Genomic DNA, 20515 nt, shown 5'->3' with positions numbered 1-20515 from the left:
CTCCTCCCATCAGACCCGATTATCGCAAAATTTCCTCCCAGTTTTGCGATACCGAGACCGGTTTTCTCCTCCCAAACTACCGGTCTTACATTAATGGCACTCGTCGCCCTTCCGCGACGAGTGCCATTTGTTTTTGGCGATGTCATTTGAGCTTTCCATTGAAGACAAAGTTTAAAGGGGATAAGGAAGCGTCATGTCAAAAATTAAAACTTCGTCCCCTGTTCATATTGTCGGTGGCGGCCTCGCAGGCTCCGAAGCTGCATGGCAAATTGCCCAATCCGGCATCCCTGTCATTTTGCACGAAATGCGGCCCGTTAGGGGCACAGATGCGCATAAGACCGAAAAATTAGCAGAGCTCGTCTGCTCAAACTCTTTCCGGTCAGATGATGCTCAATCAAATGCTGTTGGAGTTCTGCACGCAGAAATGCGCATGGCAGACTCATTGATCATGGCATGTGCCGATGCGCACCAGGTTCCTGCCGGTGGCGCGCTAGCCGTTGATCGAGAAGGTTTTGCGCAAGCAGTCACTGACAAGTTGGAAGCGCATCCGCTCGTTACCATTGTGCGGGAAGAAGTTGTTGGGCTCCCTCCCGAAGAATGGGGAACCACTATTATCTCGACCGGACCGCTTACAGCACCTGCATTAGCCGAGAGCATCAGTACACATACGGATTCAGATGCGCTTGCGTTCTTTGACGCAATTGCGCCGATCATCCATTTTGATTCCATCAATATGGATGTGTGCTGGTTCCAATCACGTTATGATAAAGTTGGCCCCGGCGGAACGGGTAAGGATTATATCAATTGCCCTTTGGACAAGGAGCAATATGAAGCATTTATCGCTGCTCTTATTGAAGGTGAAAAGACTGATTTCAAGGATTGGGAAGGGACGCCCTATTTCGACGGTTGTCTTCCAATCGAAATAATGGCGGAGCGCGGTTCCGAGACCCTTAGACACGGACCGATGAAGCCAATGGGGCTGACCAATGCGCATAATCCGACGGTTAAGCCATATGCGGTGGTCCAATTGCGTCAAGATAATGCTTTGGGCACGCTCTATAATATGGTCGGTTTTCAGACCAAGCTTAAATATGGCGCGCAAACCAATATTTTTCGCATGATACCTGGGCTGGAAAATGCCGAATTTGCACGGTTAGGCGGCCTCCATCGCAATACTTATCTCAACTCGCCGGTCTTGTTGGATAAGATGTTACGTCTAAAATCTCGGCCTTCATTGCGCTTTGCAGGACAAATTACCGGTTGCGAAGGCTATGTAGAATCATCGGCAATTGGCCTTCTTGCGGGACGTTTTACCGCAGCCGAAAAACACGGCGCGGAGATCACCCCTCCACCGCCCACCACTGCTTTCGGAGCGCTGCTTGGCCATATTACCGGCGGACATCTTGTTGCCGATGACGAGCCGGGAAAAAGGTCGTTTCAACCTATGAATATCAATTTCGGGCTTTTTCCGCCGGTTGAGATTGTGAAACCAGAAGGCAAACGGCTGCGCGGCAAAGAAAAATCCATTGCCAAGAAGCACGCACTCTCAGCGCGTGCGCTTGCAGATTTCCGCAAGTGGCTTGAAGACGGCGCGTCAATATCAATTAAAAGCAGCGCGCAATAGCAACCATTGTTTGCGTATGGCCGAGAAATCGGCCACACGCGAAGCTGCATCAGCTCCAAGCTGTTCAATCGCCTTCAAATAGGCCGGAACAAGAGCCATGGGCAGAAATGCTGGCTTCAGCGTTTTCGGTAAATCCACCTTCGCTTTCGCATAAAGATCAAAATGTTCATGGGCAAATGCAGTCATGACCCGGATCACACGCTCATGTGATGACCGATCCTGATTGGACAGAAACTCTTCACGGGTGACACCAACTGCCCGCATCATGTCTGCAGGTACATAGACTTGCCCCCTCTGCCTATGGATAGGTAAAAGACGCAAAAAACCCGTAACCGCTTGTGCAACGCCCGCATGTCCAAAAGCATCACTATAGGCTTGAGCTGCATCGCGATCCAGGATCAAGCCAGCTAGCTGCATCATGACAGATGCTGTTTCGCCACAATAGCCCTCAAGATGGCTTCGATCAGGCATGGGATCATCATAAAGATCGAAAATCCGCGCTTCGCAATAATTGTCGAAAGCTTGGCGGGGAAGATCATAATTTTTAATCGCGTCCATTAAAGCGGCTGCAACTGGGCTGGCTTCAGCGCTTCCCCTCGCCTCCCCATTGATAAGATCACGCCACCATTGCAGACGCACTTCGCCCGGTAACGGATCATGCACAATATCCCGAATGCGGGCGACTTCTGCGTTGAAAGCAAAAAGTGCGGCGAGAGGACCGCGCTTGCCCTCAGGCGCGTAAAGCACGCTAATATATCTATCCCGATCTGCATCACGAAGAAGCGACAGGCAACGGGTTTCATTTTCGTTCATAATCTTCAGTCTACTGCGATCAGAGCGGCCGCTACGGCTCTGTCTTCTGCAAGAAGCACATTATAGGTTCGCACCGCAGCTCCCGTACTCATCGGATCCGACGAAATTTGGTGGCTGCGTAATAAAGCCCGGACATCCTCTGGAATGCGACGCAAATCCATGCCGGTTCCCACTAGCAAAATCTCTATTTCGGCGGATTGCTCTAAGATTAAGCCAATATCGCGCTTGGAAATGATGGGGGGCGTCTCCGGTTTCCAACCGTGAATGCCCGACGGCAAGCACAGGATTGAACCCCGGTGTGACATTTCAGCAAAACGAAAACCGCCATTACCATAAGCGTCAATCGGTGCACGTCCTGGAAAATGTGCGTCACGAATTTCTATGCCTTGCGCCATTATAGACTATCCAAATTAAGTGAATTGGCTAATTCGTCGCCCACCCCATCGTCATCGTTTTTACCGCGTGGCTTCAATCCAAATTGTACCAATAAAGGTGCGGCGATGAAAATGGACGAATAACACGCCACCACAATGCCAACGCTGAGCGCCAGCGCGAAGTTCCGAATATCCTCGCCGCCAAATGCATAAAGCGGTACATGGGCCAGAAAAGTTACGAATGAGGTTAGTAGAGTGCGCGACAAAGTCTGATTTATCGACGCATCGATAATCGCGGGCAATGGCGCACTTTTATAGCGTCGCAGGTTTTCCCGAACGCGGTCGTAAATAACGATCGTGTCATTTAATGAATAGCCGATGATGGTGAGAATTGCGGCCACACTCCACAGATTGAACTCCATCCGAAACACGATGAACATGCCCGCCAGAATAATAATATCATGCAGCGTCGAGAGCACCGCTCCGAGCGCAAGCTGCCAGCGAAAACGTATCCAGACATAGACGAATATTCCGATCAGCGAGAGGATGACGGCTGCTATGCCGGCACGCGAAAGCTGCTCCGAAACCGTTGGTCCGACGACTTCAACCCGCTGGAACGTATAATCCTGCTCAAACTCACCGCGGAGCTTGAGCGCGACAGTCTGCTCCGCATCATCTCCCACTTCTTGGCTACCGATAATGAGAATAGCGGACCGCTTTGATTCGGCGGGCAAAATATGAGCGCTATCGATGTTTAATTCATCCAACCGCTCATTAATATCGATCAGGTCTGCATCACCGTTCCGCGCTTGCAACTCCACCATGGAGCCGCCGCGGAAATCGATACCATAGTTAAAACCAATATTTACGAACAGCGCCACCACAATTGCACATGCGAGGATCGAAACGCTCAGCGTCGCGAATTGAAGCCGCATGAAGGGAATTTGTGTGACTGTCGGAACGAGCTTGAGGCGACGCTTTGGAATTTCCTTAGGCTTGGCTTTTTTCACCCATTCAGAAATGAGCAAACGCGTGAAGGTCAGCGTTGTAAAGAGCGTCGTGCCAATGCCGATTGCAACTGTCAAAGCAAAGCCGTGAACCGCGCCAGACCCAAGAAGAAACAAGACCAAGGCCGCAATTAATGTTGTCAGGTTGGCGTCTATGATCGTGGACAGAGCCCGATAGAAACCTGATTCCATCGCCTGAACCACAGAATAGCCCTTGCGGCGGTCTTCGCGAACCCGTTCATAAATCAAGACGCTGGCATCCACGGCGAGCCCGCTGGTCAAGATAAGGCCTGCAATGCTTGAAAAACCGACCGACGCACCCATTAGGGATAAGATCGCGATCAGAATAATAATATTGGCCAAAAGTCCGATCATGGCGATGACGCCAAGAATGCCGTAGGACAGCACCATGAACAGACCTACGAGAACAAAGGCCAGCACCGCTGCAATTACCGCAGAGTTGGCGTAGTCCTCGCCCAGCGCTGATGCGATCGTTCTCTCTTCCAATACGGAAACGGCCTGGGGCAAGGCACCTGAACGCAGGACAACAGCCATATTATTAGCCGATTGTAGATCAAAAGCCCCGCTGATCTGGAGTTCGTTAGTGTCTAACCGCTCATTAACAAGTGGTGCTGAAACCACTTGATTATCGATAATGATAGCAAATGTTTTCTCGCCGATCTGCGCTGTAGCTGCCGCTAAATTGACGCGTGCAGTGTCGTCAAGTGTCAGGGTTATGACCGGCTCACCATCCTCACTTGATAGGGTCGCTTCTGCATCTATAACGTTGGCGATGGAAAATATTGGCTCGCGCTGGACCAGATAGCCAATTGGCGGATCATCGTAAGAATAAACAACTTCGCTATTGGCAGGCGGAGTGCCGCGAATAGCGTCATTGGACGACATCGAATCGTCGACCGCTCGGAACGTTAGATTGCCCCGAATACTTAAAATGTCTTTGAGAAGCTGTGCATCGTAAAGCCCTGGCACTTCGACGCGAATGCGATTGCGCCGCTCTACCTCAACAATAGGATTACGATAGCCCAGTTCGTGTAAGCGTCGCTCCATAATGGCAGCGGATTGCGCAACTTGGCCTTCACTGGAGTTTTGAACCTGAAGGATCAGTCGCGACCCGCCTGAAAGATCAAGTCCCAATATCACCTGTTGTTTGGGCAAAAAATTGGGAAGTTTCGCGAGTGTTTCGCGCGAGAAGAAATTAGGAGAAGCGATTATAAGGCCGACAATAATCGCCAGCCAGATCAGTGCCGATTTCCAACGTGAAAAATAAAGCATAGAGCGGCAATTCCATCTCGGCTCAGACACAGCACCGGAGCGAGTTGAAGCTCACACCGGGTCTCAATGCATGGCTAACGCCGTGCATGTGTCTATCGTAAAGCACCGACCATCAAGAACACCGCAAAGGGCGGTTGAAACTTGAATGGCCGGAACCTGGGATAACACACGAATTATTTGTTTTTATTATCTGCAACCGGTTCGCCTTTTACGCGAACTTCTAAGAGCGTGCTACGCAGGACACGGATGCGTACACCTTCTGCGATGTCGACTTCGAGTTCGCCATCTTCATGAACTTTTTGAACTTTACCGACAATTCCGCCACCGGTCACGACGGTGTCACCACGGCGTACCGCAGCCAGCATTTCCTGACGCTTCTTCATCTGCGTGCGCTGCGGACGAATGATAAGGAAATACATGATTACGAAAATCAGAACAAAGGGCAGAATGCTCATAAGCATATCTGGCCCTGCACCACCGCCGGCTGCTTGGGCAAAAGCTGGGGTAACCAACATTAGTAACTCCTCTAAGATCTCAAAAGGCAATCCTTTACGGCATTACAATGGTTGTTGTGACAATTGCAACCAGCGAACGGCCTCCATCATCGAAGGCACACACTTTTCCGAGCTGTTGTGACATGCTAATGCCTACCCATCAATGAGGGCATGGAATGACAACCGAAAATTTACTGAATCAAAAATTGGATCGTCTGATAGAGGCGCTTGAGCGAATTGCGCCACCCAAACCTACAATTCCCGATCTTAACGCCGCCGATTGTTTCGTGTGGTCGCCCGAGCGGCTAACGCTTGATCCCGTCGAAAAAGTAAATCGTATTGATATTTCTCTCATTCGAGGCGTCGACCTTGTCCGTGACCAGCTGGTCGAGAACACTAAGCGTTTCGCCCTCGGGCTTCCCGCGAATAATGTTCTTTTGTGGGGCGCACGGGGAATGGGGAAATCTTCCCTCGTGAAAGCAGCGCAAGCTTCTGTAAACAAAGAGCTTACGGATCAAACCCCATTGCGGTTGATAGAAATTCATCGTGAGGATATCGACACCCTGCCGGTTTTAATGAATCTGATCAAGGATGCGCCTTATCGATTTATTCTATTCTGTGATGATCTTTCTTTCGATCATGACGACACGTCATATAAATCGCTGAAGGCCGCATTAGAAGGCGGTGTCGAAGGACGGCCAGCAAATGTGATCTTTTATGCAACCTCTAACCGCCGCCATCTTATGCCGCGGGATATGATTGATAATGAACGCTCAACCGCTATTAGTCCTTCGGAAGCGATTGAGGAAAAAGTATCATTATCGGACCGCTTTGGTCTTTGGCTCGGCTTTCATAAATGCAGCCAAGACGATTTTCTGGCCATGGTGGACGGATACGCCGCCCACTTTAAACTCGATTATGACCCGCAGAAAATGCACGCGGAAGCATTGGAATGGGCAACCACTCGCGGTAACAGATCGGGTCGCGTGGCGTGGCAATATATACAAGATCTCGCTGGCCGCATGGGCAAGATGATTTAAAAAGGCGGGTTTATGGCCCGCCTTCCTTTAATGTCTCCGCTGTATCAGCTTTCCAGATATTTTGCTGGATTAACCGGCGAAGAATCTTTTCGTACTTCAAAGTGAAGCTTAGGTGCCTTAGCATTGCCGCTCATTCCTGATTTGGCAATATCTTCACCACGGCGAACTTTCTGACCGCGTTGAACCAAAATCTCGCTATTGTGACCATAGACCGTCACGAGACCATTATCATGGCGGATCAGCACTGTTTGACCAAATTCCTTCAGACCATCGCCCGCATAGATCACAACACCGTTTTCAGCGGCCTTTACCGAAGTGCCTTCCGGAACCATAATGTCGATGCCATCGTTGACGGTGCTACCATCTCGCTGGCCGAAGCTCGTCAAGATGCGGCCGCGAACGGGCCAGCGCATCTGCGTGATACCCGACGAAGACGGCGCCTTTGCCTGGTCTTTTTCAGCTTCTTCGATAACCTTATTGCTGGCTTGTGGCGGGGTATAAGGCTTCACATCAGCTGCATTGGGTGGCGTTGATGCGGGCTTCACATTTTCGGCCACCGCAGGCTTCTGCGGCTGTATTGTGGCCGCTGCCACTTGGGTGGTAGCGCCAGCTCCCGAAGGAATGGCTAAGGATTGCCCCACTCGAATCGCACCGCTGCTCAAGCCATTTGCGCGTTTTAACTCATCGACCGAAACATTGTGTTTCTGGGCAATCGAGAAAAGAGAATCGCCGGATTTAACCATGTAAGCGCCACCGCTGGCGGCAGTCTGCGGCTGAGGCTTATCGATTGCAGGTGCGGGGGTGGAAGCAGCCGCCGTGTTGGAATTGGGTAGCGGCACGCCATTTGCTGTCGCTGGCAACTGCCCCAAAACATTCTCGCGAGCGTTGCTAGCCGCAGAACTTGCTGCGGTGGCAGCGCTGGCCACTTGGGTTTGTGCACGATTAGCCGTGTCATTAACGCGCTCTACAGCAGCATTTTGCACGGGCGACGTGGCTGCCGCGATTGGTGCAGAGGAAGCCGGAGGCAGGGTGTGTCGCTGTACTGTGCCACTGGAAATGGGCTGAGCGGCCGCGACAGGGCCCGGCGAATACATATTATTGTTCGACTGCACGACACGTTGATTGGTCGTGGAGCCTGTATAAAGTCCGTCGGTAAAGCGCATCGTATCAGCGCTACAACCCGCACCTAAACCGGCAATCAGAACGATCGCTGCATTCCGCAGAAGACGCTCGGACGTGTGCTGCAATATTGGAAAACGCATGTTCAACTCGCCCACTCTAAAAACTCGCTTGAGTCATTAAAGCGCGTTAATGTTACCTGCTGGTTAAGAACGGGCAGTTAGCGTTCAAAAAATTCACTAATTAGACACCATAACGAAGCATTTCGTGCTTCAACATTCATAAAACTGCCGAAATACCTTCGATAAAAGGCTGATATCGGACCTGCATAATTTCTTCTTGATCAAAACGACTGCCGATCTTCGCCACACGCATAACTGTCTGCACACCGTCAGCTGGGCCTATCGGCGCGATCAATACCCCGTGGGTTGCCAGCAGCTCGACGAACTGCCGAGGTAAATCTTCACTCGCTAGCCAAAGGACAATACGATCAAACGGGCCGCCGGGGATGCCGTTGCGACCATCAGCATGTTTAACCACGATGTTTTCGCGTTTGTGGGTAACAAATTGCTGCAAGGCACGATCACATAATTTGCGATAACGCTCAACTGTTGTCACTCGACCCACAAGAGGCGACATAATAGCTGCGGTAAAACCGGATCCTGTGCCGATTTCTAAAACCCTGTGCCCTGGCTCTAAATCCAGCGCTGCTAGGATACGCGCTTGATCATCAAGACCCTCCAGATACGAACCACATTCAACCGGTATCATCCGAGGACTATATGCTAGGTGAGCGTAGGAAGCGTCCACAAAACTCTGCCGAGGAGTGGCTTCTATGGAAGCAAAGAGCTGGGGATCATTGATCCCCTGCCCTCGCATACGCATAACAAAGGATGCAAACCCTTCTCTGTCCGAAAGCTGTGGGCGATCAGACGGCGATTGCATCATACTTCACCCTCAAGAGCCTGGCTCAGCTGCTGACGCACAGTTTGGGCGGTCAGATCGAGATGAAGCGGTGTTACAGAAATATTATCTGCTCGAATGGCGGCAATATCGCTGTCGGATGCCACTTCCGCTTTGGAACGGCCAAATTGAAGCCAGAAATATGGATTACCGCGCCCATCGCGCCGCTCATCAAGGCGTGCATCGTGGCTAAGCTTGCCCTGGGCGGTGACGCGCGTTCCTTTAACTTCATCCGGAGCGCAGTTGGGGAAGTTGATATTAATCAACACGCCTTCCGGCCAGCCAGCTTTGACCAGTGTTTTAATGACATTTGGAGCATGGGCTTCTGCTGTTTCCCATGGCACAATGCGTCGATCGCCTTCATAATCATATTCTTGCGAAAGCGCGATTGAAGGAACGCCAAGAAGCGTGCCTTCCATGGCGCCAGCCACGGTTCCGGAATAGGTTACGTCATCAGCCATATTGGCTCCAGAATTAACGCCCGAAAGCACGAGGTCTGGCGCTGCTGGCAAGACGTGACGCACCCCCATAATGACGCAGTCGGTTGGTGTTCCACGCAGAGCAAATCGACGTTCGTCGATTTGGCGCAAACGGAGCGGCTCTGACAAGGTAAGTGAGTGCGCAAGACCACTCTGATCAGTTTCAGGGGCAACCACCCAAACATCGTCTGACAGTTGTCGTGCGATACGCTCCAAAACCGCCAGCCCTTCGGCATGAATACCATCATCATTGGTCAAAAGAATACGCACTATCAAGCTCCTTTAATCAGGCGGAATTCTCGTTCACGCGCGTCTTTCGATACGCGTGAGACCGCCCATATAGGGCTGGATTATATCAGGAATACGAATGCTACCGTCTTCTTCCTGATAATTTTCCATGACCGCGATGAGCGCGCGACCAACTGCTACGCCAGAGCCATTTAATGTGTGTACGAAACGCGTCGATTTTTCGCCTTCGGGACGATAGCGCGCATTCATGCGCCGCCCTTGGAAATCCCCACAAACCGAGCAGCTAGAAATTTCACGATAGGCATTTTGGCCCGGCAACCAAACTTCGATGTCATAAGTTTTCTGCGCACCAAAGCCCATATCGCCGGTGCAAAGAACCACCGTGCGGAACGGTAGACCGAGGCGTTTCAACACTTCTTCGGCGCAAGCGGTCATCCGCTCATGTTCTGCAATCGCGCTTTCCGCATCGGTAATCGAAACCATCTCGACTTTAAGAAATTGATGCTGGCGCAACATGCCGCGAGTATCGCGGCCGGCCGACCCTGCTTCAGAGCGGAAGCAAGGGGTCAATGCGGTATAGCGTTGAGGAAGAGTTTTCAGATCCACAATTTCGTCGGCCACTAAATTGGTGAGCGGCACTTCCGCTGTCGGAATCAACCACCGACCATCCGTGGTTCGAAAGAGGTCTTCTGAAAATTTTGGTAATTGACCGGTTCCGTAAACAGCATCATCGCGCACGATCAAAGGGGGCATGGTTTCGGTGTAACCATGTTCGGTCGTGTGCAAATCCAGCATGAACTGGCCCAGCGCGCGTTCGAGGCGGGCTAACGGACCGGTGAGAACAGTGAAGCGTGAACCTGCAAGTTTTGCCGCACGCTCAAAATCCATATAGCCAAGCGCTTCACCCAGTTCATAATGTTCTTTAGGTGCAAAGGAGAAATTCGGCTGGTCCCCGACACGGCGAATTTCGACATTATCGGCCTCATCTTTGCCTAGCGGCACATCATCCAAGGGGATATTCGGTATATTGGAAAGAGCGTCGTTAAGCTCCTTGATCAGACGGCGTTCGACCTCTTCCGCTTCGGCTAGGAAAGTCTTGAGCTGACTGACTTCGGTCTTTAACTGTTCGGCTCTTTCCGTATCTTTTTCGGCCATTGCCTTGCCGATTTCTTTGGATGCAGCATTGCGGCGTTCTTGTGCAGCCTGCACTTTACCGACATGCTCACGGCGCTTTTCATCCAAACTGATCAATTCAGAGGAAAGTGGGTCTACGCCGCGCTTGGCCAGTGCTTGGTCCAAAACTTCGGGGTTTTCGCGAATCCATTTGATATCGAGCATGGAAAAACCGTTTCGTGATTATTTGCAAAATAGCCTGATGCTGGCTGCATCCGTCTAATGTTAATACTGGGTCAGGAAACTGAGGCACCGTCTTCGGCTTCAGAGGCAGCCTTATCTTGATCGCGTTGCTTCTCAATCATGCGAGCCAGTATGATGGAGATCTCGTAGAGAAGGATCGCCGGCAAGGCAAGGCCGATCTGGCTAGCCGGATCAGGCGGTGTCAGCACCGCTGCGATAACAAACGCAATGACGATTGCATATTTGCGTTTATCCTTGAGACCTTGCGATGTCACAAGCCCAACCCGCGCCATTAGAGTGGTTACGACCGGCAGCTGAAAGACGAGGCCAAAAGCAAAAATCAGCGTCATGATGAGGCTAAGATATTCGGAAACTTTTGGCAGAAGCGAGATCTGAACCTCTCCTCCCCCGCCGGTCTGCTGCATGGCCAAAAAGAACCACATGACCATTGGCGTGAAGAAGAAATAAACCAGAGCGCCGCCAACGAGAAAAAGAATCGGCGATGCAATCAGAAATGGTAAAAATGCCATACGCTCATCTCTATAGAGGCCAGGAGCGACAAATTTGTAAATCTGAGCGGCAATAATAGGAAACGCCAAAACCAGACCGCCGAACATGGCGACCTTGACCTGCGTAAAGAAAAATTCCTGCGGGGCTGTATAAATGAGTTCGGCCTTGGACCGATCCATCCCTGCCCAGTCAATCGCCCACTGATATGGCACAACCAGAAGATTGAACAATTGCTTGGCAAAAGCGAAACAGAAAATGAACGCGACAAAAAACGCCAAAATTGCCCAAATCAGGCGGCGCCGCAGTTCGATCAGGTGCTCAAGCAGAGGGGCTGAGCTGCGTTCAATTTCATCCTCGTCCCTGGTCACGCTTCGCTTCCTGTCTTTTTTGTCGTCTTTTTACTGGTCTTTTTTGCCGAAACAGTGGATTTGGTAGCCGCTGGCTTGGCCGGAGAGACCACCTTTTTAGTGGCCGCGGGCTTACTGGCTTTCGCTGGAGCGGTTTTCGCCGCGGGCGCATCGGAAACCGCGTCCATGTCAGCAGATCCGACGGTTTTGTCCGTTGACGATGTAGGCGAAGCGCTCGGCTTTATGCTGGGTGTTTGTTCCACTTGCGCTGGAACGTGAGTTCCATCAGCTTCCACGGGCGTGCTTACTTCGGCTGGTTTTAATTGGTCCACCGGTGACATTGAGCTGGTTGATTGCAGCTCGGCACGCAAATCTTCTCCTGCACTGCGGATAGGGTCAAAAACCTTTGTCAGCTTAGACCGTGGATCAAGCTTTCGTGCTTCGTCGACTAGGTTTTTAACATCATCGAGTTCGGCTTCGTTCAATGCTTCGTCAAACTGACGGCGAAATTCATTAGCGGTGGCGCGCATACGCGAAGTGGCCTTGCCGAACGCTCTGAGCATTTTCGGCAAATCTTTAGGCCCAACCACCACAATCATGACGGTTGCGATTACCAGCAGTTCAGACCAACCGATATCAAGCATGATTTGACACTTCGCGCTATTTTGCGCGCGCCCCGGCTTCTAGCGGAAAACCGCACATTTCAATTGCGAAACACTCGCGCACGCATCTGAGAATGCACGACGTGCCCCGCCACAGATCAAGACTTTGTTGTCTTCTTAACGTCGTTGACCGTTTCGTCAGCCTTCGCATCAATCGTGCGCGGTTCGTCTTTAGCGTCTTCTTCCGCCAAGCCGCTTTTGAAGTTCTTGATACCTTTGGCTACATCGCCCATCAGTTCTGGAATTTTGCCACGTCCAAACAGAATGAGCACGACGGCTAAAACGATCAGCCAGTGCCAAATTGAAAACGTACCCATTTTAATCCTCTCTACGCCGTGAATGCACGGATCATGCCTATAATCTCGACTACGATCTAAGCGCTTTCAACATATCTTTCAAACGGAAGTATGATTGTGAACAGTGTTTCGCGAATTTATTTGTCTAAAAGGCATAATCACTCCTCACCGCGTGGGGCCAATAAGCCCAACTCTTCCAGATTAATATCCTCTAACGGATCTTCCTCCTCAGTCAATTCGTCGGCCTCCAAATTGGGGACCGGCACCGCAAATCCCGGCGGAATGCGAGCGGAAAGCAAACCTGCACCGCGCAATTCCTCGAGTCCGGGCAAATCGCGAATTTCCGGCAGTCCAAAATGATCGAGAAAGGCATCCGTTGTACCATAGGTTACCGGTCGCCCGGGGGTACGCCTGCGCCCTCTCAGTTTAATCCAGCCCGTTTCCATCAAAACATCCAGCGTGCCTTTGGATGTTTCGACACCGCGAATATCCTCTAGCTCTGCACGAGTGACTGGTTGATGATAGGCAATGATTGCCAATACTTCCATCGCCGCTCGCGAGAGTTTTCGCTGCTGTACCACTTCGCGATTCATCAGAAAAGCGAGATCTGGAGCGGTGCGAAACGCCCAATTATTGCCAACCTGAACCAAATGCACTCCACGATTTGCATAAACCTTCTGGAGATGATGCAATGTTGCTGCAATATCGGTATTCTCTGGTAAGCGTTCTGCGAGTATACGCTCAGAAACAGGCTCTGATGAGGCGAAAATAAGGGCTTCTATCATACGCGCTGCTTCGGCCAGCGTGGTGTCTTCGTCCACCGCCTGGTCTCGCTGCATAGTTGAAAATTCGGCGTTAGACACCCTCACCATCCTCTTGCGTTATGTCGCCTATTACGCGCATATAAATCGGCTCAAAAGGTGCATTTTGCGAAACCTTGAGCTTGCCCTCGCGAACCAGTTCAAGGCTTGCGGCAAATGAGCTCGCCAAAGCGGATGCACGTTCGCTTGGGGAAAGCGCGTAGTTTATCAAAAACTTGTCCAACGCCACCCAATCAACATTCTCGCCCATAAGCCGCACCAAGGCCGAACGGGCCTGTTTTAATGACCAGACAGTCCGTTGCTCAATCTGAACATGGGTTACTGCCTGTCGTTGGCGCTGCGACGCATATGCGGTGAGAAGCTCATAAAGTGAGGCAGAAAAAAGGCTCGACCGATCAACGACGCCGACTTCTGGATTTCCTCTTGGAAAGACATCTCGCCCAAGTTGGTGTCGATTGGCGAGCTTGGCGGCTGCGTCGCGCATAGCCTCCAAACGCTTAAGGCGAAACTGCAGCGAAGCAACCATATCTTCGCCGCTAAGCTCTTCGTCACTCTTTTGCTTTGGGATCAAAAGCCGCGACTTCAGATAAGCAAGCCACGCCGCCATTACCAGATAGTCGGCAGCCAGTTCGAGCCGCAATGCCTGAGCGCGCTCGATAAAATTCAAATATTGTTCTGTGAGCGCTAGGACCGAAATTTGTGTAAGATCAACGCGTTGGCTTCGTGCTAGGTGCAGCAGAAGATCAAGCGGACCTTCGAAACCTTCGACATCAACCAAAAGCGAGGGATCGCTCTCTGCGCGCGGGCCATCCTCATACCAAATGGCCCCCATTGGCGTGTCCCTGCTGCTTTCATTTAGGTCGTGCGACGTTGGTGCGCTCAAACTATCATCCTATAAATATATAATAATTATTCCGATCTTACATGTTTACGAAAGCTAAACCGTCAGATCAAACATCTGTCCGAATTCCTCGCGCAACGCCGCTTCATCAGACAGATCGGGATCGCCAGCATAAACCTCAGCAAGTTCGGCACGCCGCAAAGATTTTCCCTCCAACAACGGTACGCGAGCCGCCACTTCGCGCAATTCTTCTAAAACTCCACCGCAGTAAAGAACAACATCACAACCGGCAGAAATAATTTTCTCTGCCAGATCGCCCAAATTACCTTGCAGGGCTTTCATCGAAATATCGTCACTCATAATGAGGCCATCAAAGCCTATAAGGTTACGAATAATCGCGTGAATTACGGTTGGAGAAAGGGTTGAAGGCAAATCCGGGTCGATACAGTCGAAAATCACATGCGCGGTCATTGCCATGGGCAGATCATTAAGCGCGCTGAATGGAATGAAATCATGTTCCAGAAGTTCGTTGAGCGGAACCCCTACTTGCGCCAGATCCTTATGGGTATCATTGATGGCGCGGCCATGGCCCGGCATGTGTTTAACAACAGGCAATACCCCACCAGCTAGCAAGCCTTCGGCCGCGGCACGCCCCATTAAAGCGACGTGATGCGGGTTTTTCGAATAGGCACGGGAGCCAATAACATCGTGCGCACCTTCGACGGGAACATCCAAAACCGGCAAACAATCCGCATTTATGCCCGCTTTTTTAAGGTCAAATGCGTGTAAGCGGGCTTGCAACCAAGCAGCTCGCAAACCTTTATCGGGGTCTTGATCATAGATCGCACCGATCTGCGCGGCCGATGGATAATTAGGTACAAGTGGCGGACGCAATCGTTGCACTCGCCCGCCTTCTTGATCGATAAATATGGGCATCTGATCACGACCCATCAATTTTCGCAAATGGGAGGTCAGTTTTTCAAGCTGTTCGAAGCTTTCGACATTACGCGCAAAAAGAATAAAGCCCCATGGTTTCTCGTCTTGAAAGAATGCCTCCTCATCCGGTGTCAATTCGGTTCCGGATACGCTGGCAATCCATGCCTTGCATTTTCTCATGGAGTCTTCCTTCGATTGGTATGGGTAACGTGCTTTGCCAGACATAGCTGAGAAATATTATATGAAAGAGTCAAGCAAAAGGGCGGCAATTGCCGCCCTTTTGTTTTAATAATTGATGTGTTTTGCATCACTGGGTGACGAAACAGCTTCCGCCGGCGGATTTCAGGCGCTCGCAGAGGGCAGTTGCTTCATTCCTCGTGCCTGCCTGAACACGAACTCGATAATAGGTGCCCTTATTTGGTATCTCTGCGCGCTTAATATCTATCGCGCGACCACCGATGACGTTCCCATAACGCTGCGCCATATTAGCGTAGGATTTCTGGGCCAGCTCAGGGGTTGGCTGCGATGCAATCTGGACGAAATATCCGCCCACACCAGCAGCCGACGCTACTTGTGTTTCTGCCGGGGCTTGGGCTGTTTGCTGTGTCCGTTGCGCTACATTGCCCACCACATTGGTTGGCTGCTGCGCCGGGCGTGATGGCACCAGCGGAGGCCTGATCGGCAACTGAGGCTGCACCGCAGTGTCAGTCGGAGCGGTTGTTTCGGCATCTGCTGCCAATGCCGGTGCTTCGTCATTTGCGGCAGGGATATTTGCAGCTGGGATATCATTTCCGGCAGCAAGATCAGCTATTTGGTCAGTCTCTGCCGGTGGGCTGATAAGCGGCGCATCAGACGATACGCTTGCATCTGGTTCAGCTGGTGGGGCCTGATCGGCGGCCGCCGTGGTATGGAGCTGAGGCCTCATGATTGATCCATCGGGGCGGACAATCATGGTTTCAACTTCGCGCGGACGGATCAGTGGAGCCTCGGCTTCGGAATTTGATTGCGACGATGCAATCGGCTCATCTACATCGTCAACAGTGGGCGAAAAATCTTGAGACGCTGCCAAATCAACCGGTTCTTCGCCAGAAGCGATCAACGACTTTTGTTCCGGGCTACCCGGCAAGGTTCCTGCTACGCGGTCATAAACGGCCTTATCCTGATTCGGCACGGTGACACCGCCAGGATTCTCCGGCTGAACCTTAACCGGTTGATCGCTTGCGCGGACAATAACCGGTTCGCCCGATCCTCCACCAGCAAGCAAGTGATAACCGATACCGCCGACGAGCACAGCCGCGCCGGCAATGCTCGCTACAATCAGACCACGGCGACCTCTGACCGGCCTATTGCGATAGGCCTCAGCAGCGCTGCCAAGATCTTCCTCACCTTGCTCTATCTGAGATGGATGCTCACGCAATTCAGAAATTGGTGTGGTTTGCGCACCGGATGCGGCCCAATGATTATAGAAATCGTCATTGGTTGCGTTATTGACGGACGCGGCTTGCGTGTCTGCGGGCGCTGCCCCGCGAGCTAGACCGGAAGAAGCAGCCGAAGCACCCATTGCAGCACCGGCAACAGCGCCAGCCGCTAAATAGGAAGTAGCATTTTCGCGGAAAATATCCTCGAACGCCCGATCAGCTTCGCTTGGGCTATCAGTGTGCGGCTGCGGTTCTTCAATGTCTATCGTGTTGAAAACCTCAGCAAATTCCGCTTCCAGGTCAGAAAGCCCAGTGTTTTTATCCTCTTCTTCATAAGGGATTTCCGGCAGGTCGAGTGCGTGAGTTTGCTCAACCTTAGTTTCACCCACACTGATCGTTTCAATCTCCGGCGCCTGCTTGTCAAAGCTGGAACTAAAGACGAGATCGGGTGATTCGGCATTATCGGAATAGGTCGCGTGAGCATATTGTTCGACATTTTGCGGGATGTCGGTGCCCTCTTCCTCGCTCAAATCCAAATCATCGAAGCTGAGCAAGTCACCACTATCAAAAAGCAACTGCTCTTCAACTGGCTCCGCGCCAGAGTCAGAATTGTCACCAGATGCTTCAAATCCAAAATCATCCACATTGAGGTTGAATTCATCAAAACCAGCCATCTCGTGGTCCTGATCGGGCTGATCGGCAGAGCTTCGTTGCAGCGCTAGATCGAGATCAAGCGCAAATTCCTCACCAAAAGAAAGATCATCTTCCGCGCTATCAATGTTTCCATCACTGTGGCTATCAATGTGAGGAGGTTCTGGCGCGAGGAGACCGGTGACTGGACTATTGGGAGAAAAGTTTCCACGCGGATAATGCGGATATACCGGCGCATCAGAAGCCAAAGTTGAGCTGCTCGCACCAAAATCATCCTGATGAGCGTCGGGCGCAGATTGTATCTCAGCGGTCTCAGCGGTCTCAGTGGCGGTGACTTCCGATTCGGGTTCGAAAGTAAACGCTTCACTTTTATTCAGAATGTCATGCGGCTCTGCCCATTCCCGATGTTCCGAGAAAAATTGTTCTGCCAGCGGAGGTTCCGCGGAACCTCCTAGCTCTGATGACAGATCTGGCTGCACTTCTTCGAAGGATGGCGTTTCAGGTGCAATCGGTTCATCACCAAAAAGCAAGTTCTGAAGCTCTTCTTCCAATGAAAGTGCGGGAGCGGATTGAACCGTATCCGATTGGGCCTGATGGGGCTCATTCAAATATGCTGAATGTGCGTCTTCAGGCCGGGCATGATCCCATTCAGTGGAAAATTCAGAGGAATAATCATCCTCAAACGACAAGTCAGGAGTAAAGTTTGGAGAACCAATTGCCGAGCCTGGCTCTGAATCGAAGGGATTTTGCGAGAAAACTTCCGGCTGTTGCTCGGTCTCAAAAATCTCGTTCTGATCAAAATTCAAAGGTTGATTTGATGCTAGCGGGTCGGTGAACTGGCCCGCATCCGCATTCAAATCAAACTCTTCCATATGCAGATCAAGCTCGTGCTCAAGGGCCGAAGCGAATTCGTTTTCAGCAAAGGAAGATTCTTCGCTGGCAAATGAAATATCTTCGAACGATGTTGAGCTGGATGGAGAAAAATCTGCTGATGCTGGCTGTGGTTGATTCTCTTGTCCACGCTCTGAAAAATCAGCGAAATCGCCGAGAAGTTCTCTTTCGAGCTCTAAAGCTGCATCAAAAGAAAGAGCATCATGCGCGGAACCGAATTCTGGATCCGAACGGCGCGCAGCATTATCTTCAGCGCTCACGCCGAAATCTAAAATCCGCGACAGCTCCATTAGCGGATCATCTTCGTGCAGCGGAGGCTCACCGTTATTACGGGGGGTGGCACTGCTATCCGTCATGACGTGGTTCCTAACTCAACCCTGGACGCCAAAAGACGTCTTCACACACTATGTTCTAGCTAGGCAATGTGTGCAAAAGTTGACGGTAGTTCCGCGGCGCCAGAAGGAAGATCAATGATCAGTAAGAGATTGATCTTCCAACTTTCGACTTTCCAGCCACGTAAGCTCAACTTGTTGAACTTGCCATAACTCTACAGTCTTAGCGCATTTCCGTTGGAGCATCCGCACCGATTATAGTCAAACCGGACGTCAGCACATCGGAAACAACCTGCACAAGCCCTAGCCTTGCTAGTGTCAAGTTTGGATCGTTAACCTTAATAAAACGTAAGTCTGGGTTTTCTGTACCTTTATTCCACTGCGAATGAAACGCGCTGGCCAGATCATAAAGGTAAAATGCCAGGCGATGCGGCTCTTGATGATGGGCCGCAGTTTCAATCAGACGCGGATATTCAGCCAGCTTACGCACGAGGGCTATTTCGCTCTCATCCGTCAGCCTGTCAAAATTTGCGGCCATCGAAGTGCGGTCTAAATCCGATAAGCCCAATTGATCCGCAGCCTGACGGAAAACCGAATGGCAACGTGCTGATGCATATTGCACGTAAAATACCGGATTATCCTTGGATTGCTCTGTGACCTTTGCAAAATCGAAATCCAGCGGTGCGTCACTCTTGCGATAGAGCATCATGAAGCGAACTGGATCTCTGCCGACTTCGTCCACCACATCACGCAGGGTAATAAACTCCCCTGCCCGTTTTGACATACGAACCGGCTCGCCATCGCGGAAAAGTTTCACCAGTTGGCACAGCAACACTGTAAGTTTGGCCTTTCCGTCAGATACGGCCTGCGCAACCGCCTCAAGACGTTTTACATAGCCGCCGTGATCTGCGCCAAGGACATAGATCATCTCCCGGAAACCGCGATCATATTTATCCTTAAAATACGCCACATCCGCCGCAAAATAAGTGAATTCTCCGTCAGATTTCATCAAAGGGCGGTCGATATCATCGCCAACTTCCGTTGAACGAAACAGCGTCTGTTCGCGATCTTCCCATTCTTCCGGAACCTGTCCCTTTGGTGGTGGCAGCTTGCCTTTATAAACATGGCCTTTCAGCGTTAGATCGTTGATTGCGCTGCGAATGGCCCGCGCATGATCTGCATGAAGGGTGCGCTCTGAATAAAAAACATCATGATGGACATTCAGCGCATCAAGATCAGCGCGGATCATCGCCATCATCGCATCAATCGTCCGGTCCTTGATAAGGGGAATTGCCTGATCTTCCGGCATTTCCAGCAAAGACCGCCCGAATTCGGAAGCAAGCTGCTGCCCGACAGGAACCAGATAGTCGCCCGGGTAAAGTCCAGCGGGAATTTCGCCGATATCTTCTCCTAATGCCTCGCGATAACGCAGCAATACGGAACGTGCGAGAACATCAATCTGCGCACCCGCATCATTGATGTAATATTCCTTGACGACATCATAGCCCGCAAATTTCAACAGATTGGCCAACACATCGCCAACGACAGCGCCACGGCAGTGACCGACATGCATCGGGCCGGTGGGATTAGCCGAAACATATTCGACATTCACCTTGGTTCCGTGACCAATTTGCGATCGACCAAACGAAGTTCCAGCGCTCAACATTTCATTGAGCTGGCGCTGCCAATATCCATGTTTCAAACGCAAATTGATGAAGCCTGGTCCAGCTACTTCGACCGACTCAATATCCGGATCAGCGCTCAAGGCGTCTGCTATTTTTCCTGCCAGTTCACGTGGGTTTTGACCAACAGCCTTAGACAGAACCATCGCAGCATTTGTGGCAACATCCCCATGGGACGCATCACGCGGGGGTTCAACACTCACTCTTGTTAAATCAGGAGCAGCTCCGTCTTTTGTTTTTAAATCAATGCCTTGTAACGTTTTTTTGATACGTGCATCGAAATCAGCAAAGATATTCATGGTTCGTCCTGTCAGGCG

18 protein-coding genes are annotated in these 20515 nt (G+C 51.2%); 2 read left to right on the top strand and 16 right to left on the bottom strand.

What is annotated here, in order from left to right; all coding sequences use genetic code 11:
• The first annotated feature begins 193 nt into the window (after positions 1–193).
• Positions 194–1624, top strand: coding sequence for a methylenetetrahydrofolate--tRNA-(uracil(54)-C(5))-methyltransferase (FADH(2)-oxidizing) TrmFO (gene trmFO, locus C7374_RS09600; RefSeq protein WP_111575412.1), 1431 nt, complete (start codon positions 194–196; stop codon positions 1622–1624).
• Here trmFO and C7374_RS09595 read toward each other — a convergent pair.
• The 4 genes from C7374_RS09595 to yajC all read right to left on the bottom strand — a co-directional run bounded on the left by C7374_RS09595 (position 1601) and on the right by yajC (position 5626).
• Positions 1601–2437 carry a phytoene/squalene synthase family protein gene (locus C7374_RS09595; protein WP_111575411.1) on the bottom strand — a complete coding sequence of 279 codons (837 nt, stop codon included), beginning with the start codon at positions 2435–2437 and terminating at the stop codon, positions 1601–1603. The genes trmFO and C7374_RS09595 overlap by 24 nt on opposite strands.
• Positions 2438–2442: 5 nt before the next feature.
• Positions 2443–2832, bottom strand: coding sequence for an Mth938-like domain-containing protein (locus tag C7374_RS09590; protein ID WP_111575410.1), 390 nt, complete (start codon positions 2830–2832; stop codon positions 2443–2445).
• Entirely contained in the window at positions 2832–5111 is a 2280-nt protein-coding gene (secDF, locus tag C7374_RS09585; protein ID WP_111575409.1) for a protein translocase subunit SecDF, read from the bottom strand. The genes C7374_RS09590 and secDF overlap by 1 nt, the downstream gene beginning before the upstream one ends.
• 173 nt (positions 5112–5284) lie before the next feature.
• Entirely contained in the window at positions 5285–5626 is a 342-nt protein-coding gene (yajC, locus tag C7374_RS09580) for a preprotein translocase subunit YajC (RefSeq protein WP_111575408.1), read from the bottom strand.
• A 155-nt stretch (positions 5627–5781) separates the two neighbouring features.
• Between yajC and C7374_RS09575 the strand changes: the two genes are divergently transcribed.
• A complete protein-coding gene (locus C7374_RS09575; RefSeq protein ID WP_111575407.1) occupies positions 5782–6645 on the top strand; it encodes an ATP-binding protein in 864 nt (287 codons plus the stop codon).
• Between the two features lie 44 nt (positions 6646–6689).
• Here C7374_RS09575 and dipM read toward each other — a convergent pair whose 3' ends face one another.
• The 12 genes from dipM to argS form a co-directional block, all read right to left on the bottom strand.
• Positions 6690–7907 (bottom strand): cell division endopeptidase DipM, encoded by a 1218-nt coding sequence (gene dipM / locus C7374_RS09570; RefSeq protein ID WP_374850281.1) that lies wholly within the window; start codon positions 7905–7907, stop codon positions 6690–6692.
• Positions 7908–8043: 136 nt separating this feature from the next.
• Complete coding sequence (locus tag C7374_RS09565) at positions 8044–8712, bottom strand: protein-L-isoaspartate(D-aspartate) O-methyltransferase (protein ID WP_111575405.1); 669 nt, start codon at positions 8710–8712, stop codon at positions 8044–8046.
• Entirely contained in the window at positions 8709–9476 is a 768-nt protein-coding gene (surE, locus tag C7374_RS09560; protein ID WP_111575404.1) for a 5'/3'-nucleotidase SurE, read from the bottom strand. The genes C7374_RS09565 and surE overlap by 4 nt, the downstream gene beginning before the upstream one ends.
• A gap of 33 nt (positions 9477–9509) precedes the next feature.
• Entirely contained in the window at positions 9510–10793 is a 1284-nt protein-coding gene (serS, locus tag C7374_RS09555; protein WP_111575403.1) for a serine--tRNA ligase, read from the bottom strand.
• 71 nt (positions 10794–10864) lie between these two features.
• A complete protein-coding gene (gene tatC / locus C7374_RS09550; protein WP_111575402.1) occupies positions 10865–11689 on the bottom strand; it encodes a twin-arginine translocase subunit TatC in 825 nt (274 codons plus the stop codon).
• Positions 11686–12312: a Sec-independent protein translocase protein TatB gene (gene tatB, locus C7374_RS09545; protein ID WP_111575401.1), complete on the bottom strand. Its 627-nt coding sequence runs from the start codon at positions 12310–12312 to the stop codon at positions 11686–11688. Before tatB ends, tatC begins: the two co-directional genes overlap by 4 nt.
• A gap of 116 nt (positions 12313–12428) precedes the next feature.
• Positions 12429–12647 carry a twin-arginine translocase TatA/TatE family subunit gene (locus C7374_RS09540; protein WP_111575400.1) on the bottom strand — a complete coding sequence of 73 codons (219 nt, stop codon included), beginning with the start codon at positions 12645–12647 and terminating at the stop codon, positions 12429–12431.
• A gap of 137 nt (positions 12648–12784) precedes the next feature.
• Positions 12785–13465, bottom strand: a complete 681-nt coding sequence (scpB, locus tag C7374_RS09535) for an SMC-Scp complex subunit ScpB (RefSeq protein WP_245412623.1) — start codon at positions 13463–13465, stop codon at positions 12785–12787.
• Positions 13466–13481: 16 nt separating this feature from the next.
• Positions 13482–14279, bottom strand: coding sequence for a segregation and condensation protein A (locus C7374_RS09530; RefSeq protein ID WP_111575398.1), 798 nt, complete (start codon positions 14277–14279; stop codon positions 13482–13484).
• Between the two features lie 105 nt (positions 14280–14384).
• Positions 14385–15404: a beta-N-acetylhexosaminidase gene (nagZ, locus tag C7374_RS09525; RefSeq protein WP_111575397.1), complete on the bottom strand. Its 1020-nt coding sequence runs from the start codon at positions 15402–15404 to the stop codon at positions 14385–14387.
• Positions 15405–15531: 127 nt separating this feature from the next.
• Complete coding sequence (locus C7374_RS09520; protein WP_111575396.1) at positions 15532–18540, bottom strand: SPOR domain-containing protein; 3009 nt, start codon at positions 18538–18540, stop codon at positions 15532–15534.
• Between the two features lie 199 nt (positions 18541–18739).
• Positions 18740–20497: an arginine--tRNA ligase gene (gene argS / locus C7374_RS09515; RefSeq protein WP_111575446.1), complete on the bottom strand. Its 1758-nt coding sequence runs from the start codon at positions 20495–20497 to the stop codon at positions 18740–18742.
• Between the last annotated feature and the right edge of the window lie 18 nt (positions 20498–20515).

The organism is Falsochrobactrum ovis (genome assembly GCF_003259955.1).
Taxonomy (GTDB): Bacteria; Pseudomonadota; Alphaproteobacteria; order Rhizobiales; family Rhizobiaceae; genus Brucella; species Brucella ovis_A.
The sequence above is the reverse complement of the archived record's forward strand: the minus strand, read 5'-3'. Positions and strand labels throughout refer to the sequence as shown.

Coding starts and splice junctions, on each gene's coding strand:
- C7374_RS09595 (WP_111575411.1), bottom strand. CDS start 2,437: ATGAACGAAAATGAAACCCGTTGCCTGTCGCTTCTTCGTGATGCAGAT.
- C7374_RS09530 (WP_111575398.1), bottom strand. CDS start 14,279: ATGGGGGCCATTTGGTATGAGGATGGCCCGCGCGCAGAGAGCGATCCC.
- nagZ (WP_111575397.1), bottom strand. CDS start 15,404: ATGAGAAAATGCAAGGCATGGATTGCCAGCGTATCCGGAACCGAATTG.
- tatB (WP_111575401.1), bottom strand. CDS start 12,312: ATGCTTGATATCGGTTGGTCTGAACTGCTGGTAATCGCAACCGTCATG.
- serS (WP_111575403.1), bottom strand. CDS start 10,793: ATGCTCGATATCAAATGGATTCGCGAAAACCCCGAAGTTTTGGACCAA.
- argS (WP_111575446.1), bottom strand. CDS start 20,497: ATGAATATCTTTGCTGATTTCGATGCACGTATCAAAAAAACGTTACAA.
- trmFO (WP_111575412.1), top strand. CDS start 194: ATGTCAAAAATTAAAACTTCGTCCCCTGTTCATATTGTCGGTGGCGGC.
- scpB (WP_245412623.1), bottom strand. CDS start 13,465: ATGCAGCGAGACCAGGCGGTGGACGAAGACACCACGCTGGCCGAAGCA.
- C7374_RS09520 (WP_111575396.1), bottom strand. CDS start 18,540: ATGACGGATAGCAGTGCCACCCCCCGTAATAACGGTGAGCCTCCGCTG.
- dipM (WP_374850281.1), bottom strand. CDS start 7,907: ATGCGTTTTCCAATATTGCAGCACACGTCCGAGCGTCTTCTGCGGAAT.
- C7374_RS09565 (WP_111575405.1), bottom strand. CDS start 8,712: ATGATGCAATCGCCGTCTGATCGCCCACAGCTTTCGGACAGAGAAGGG.
- C7374_RS09540 (WP_111575400.1), bottom strand. CDS start 12,647: ATGGGTACGTTTTCAATTTGGCACTGGCTGATCGTTTTAGCCGTCGTG.
- C7374_RS09575 (WP_111575407.1), top strand. CDS start 5,782: ATGACAACCGAAAATTTACTGAATCAAAAATTGGATCGTCTGATAGAG.
- yajC (WP_111575408.1), bottom strand. CDS start 5,626: ATGTTGGTTACCCCAGCTTTTGCCCAAGCAGCCGGCGGTGGTGCAGGG.
- C7374_RS09590 (WP_111575410.1), bottom strand. CDS start 2,832: ATGGCGCAAGGCATAGAAATTCGTGACGCACATTTTCCAGGACGTGCA.
- secDF (WP_111575409.1), bottom strand. CDS start 5,111: ATGCTTTATTTTTCACGTTGGAAATCGGCACTGATCTGGCTGGCGATT.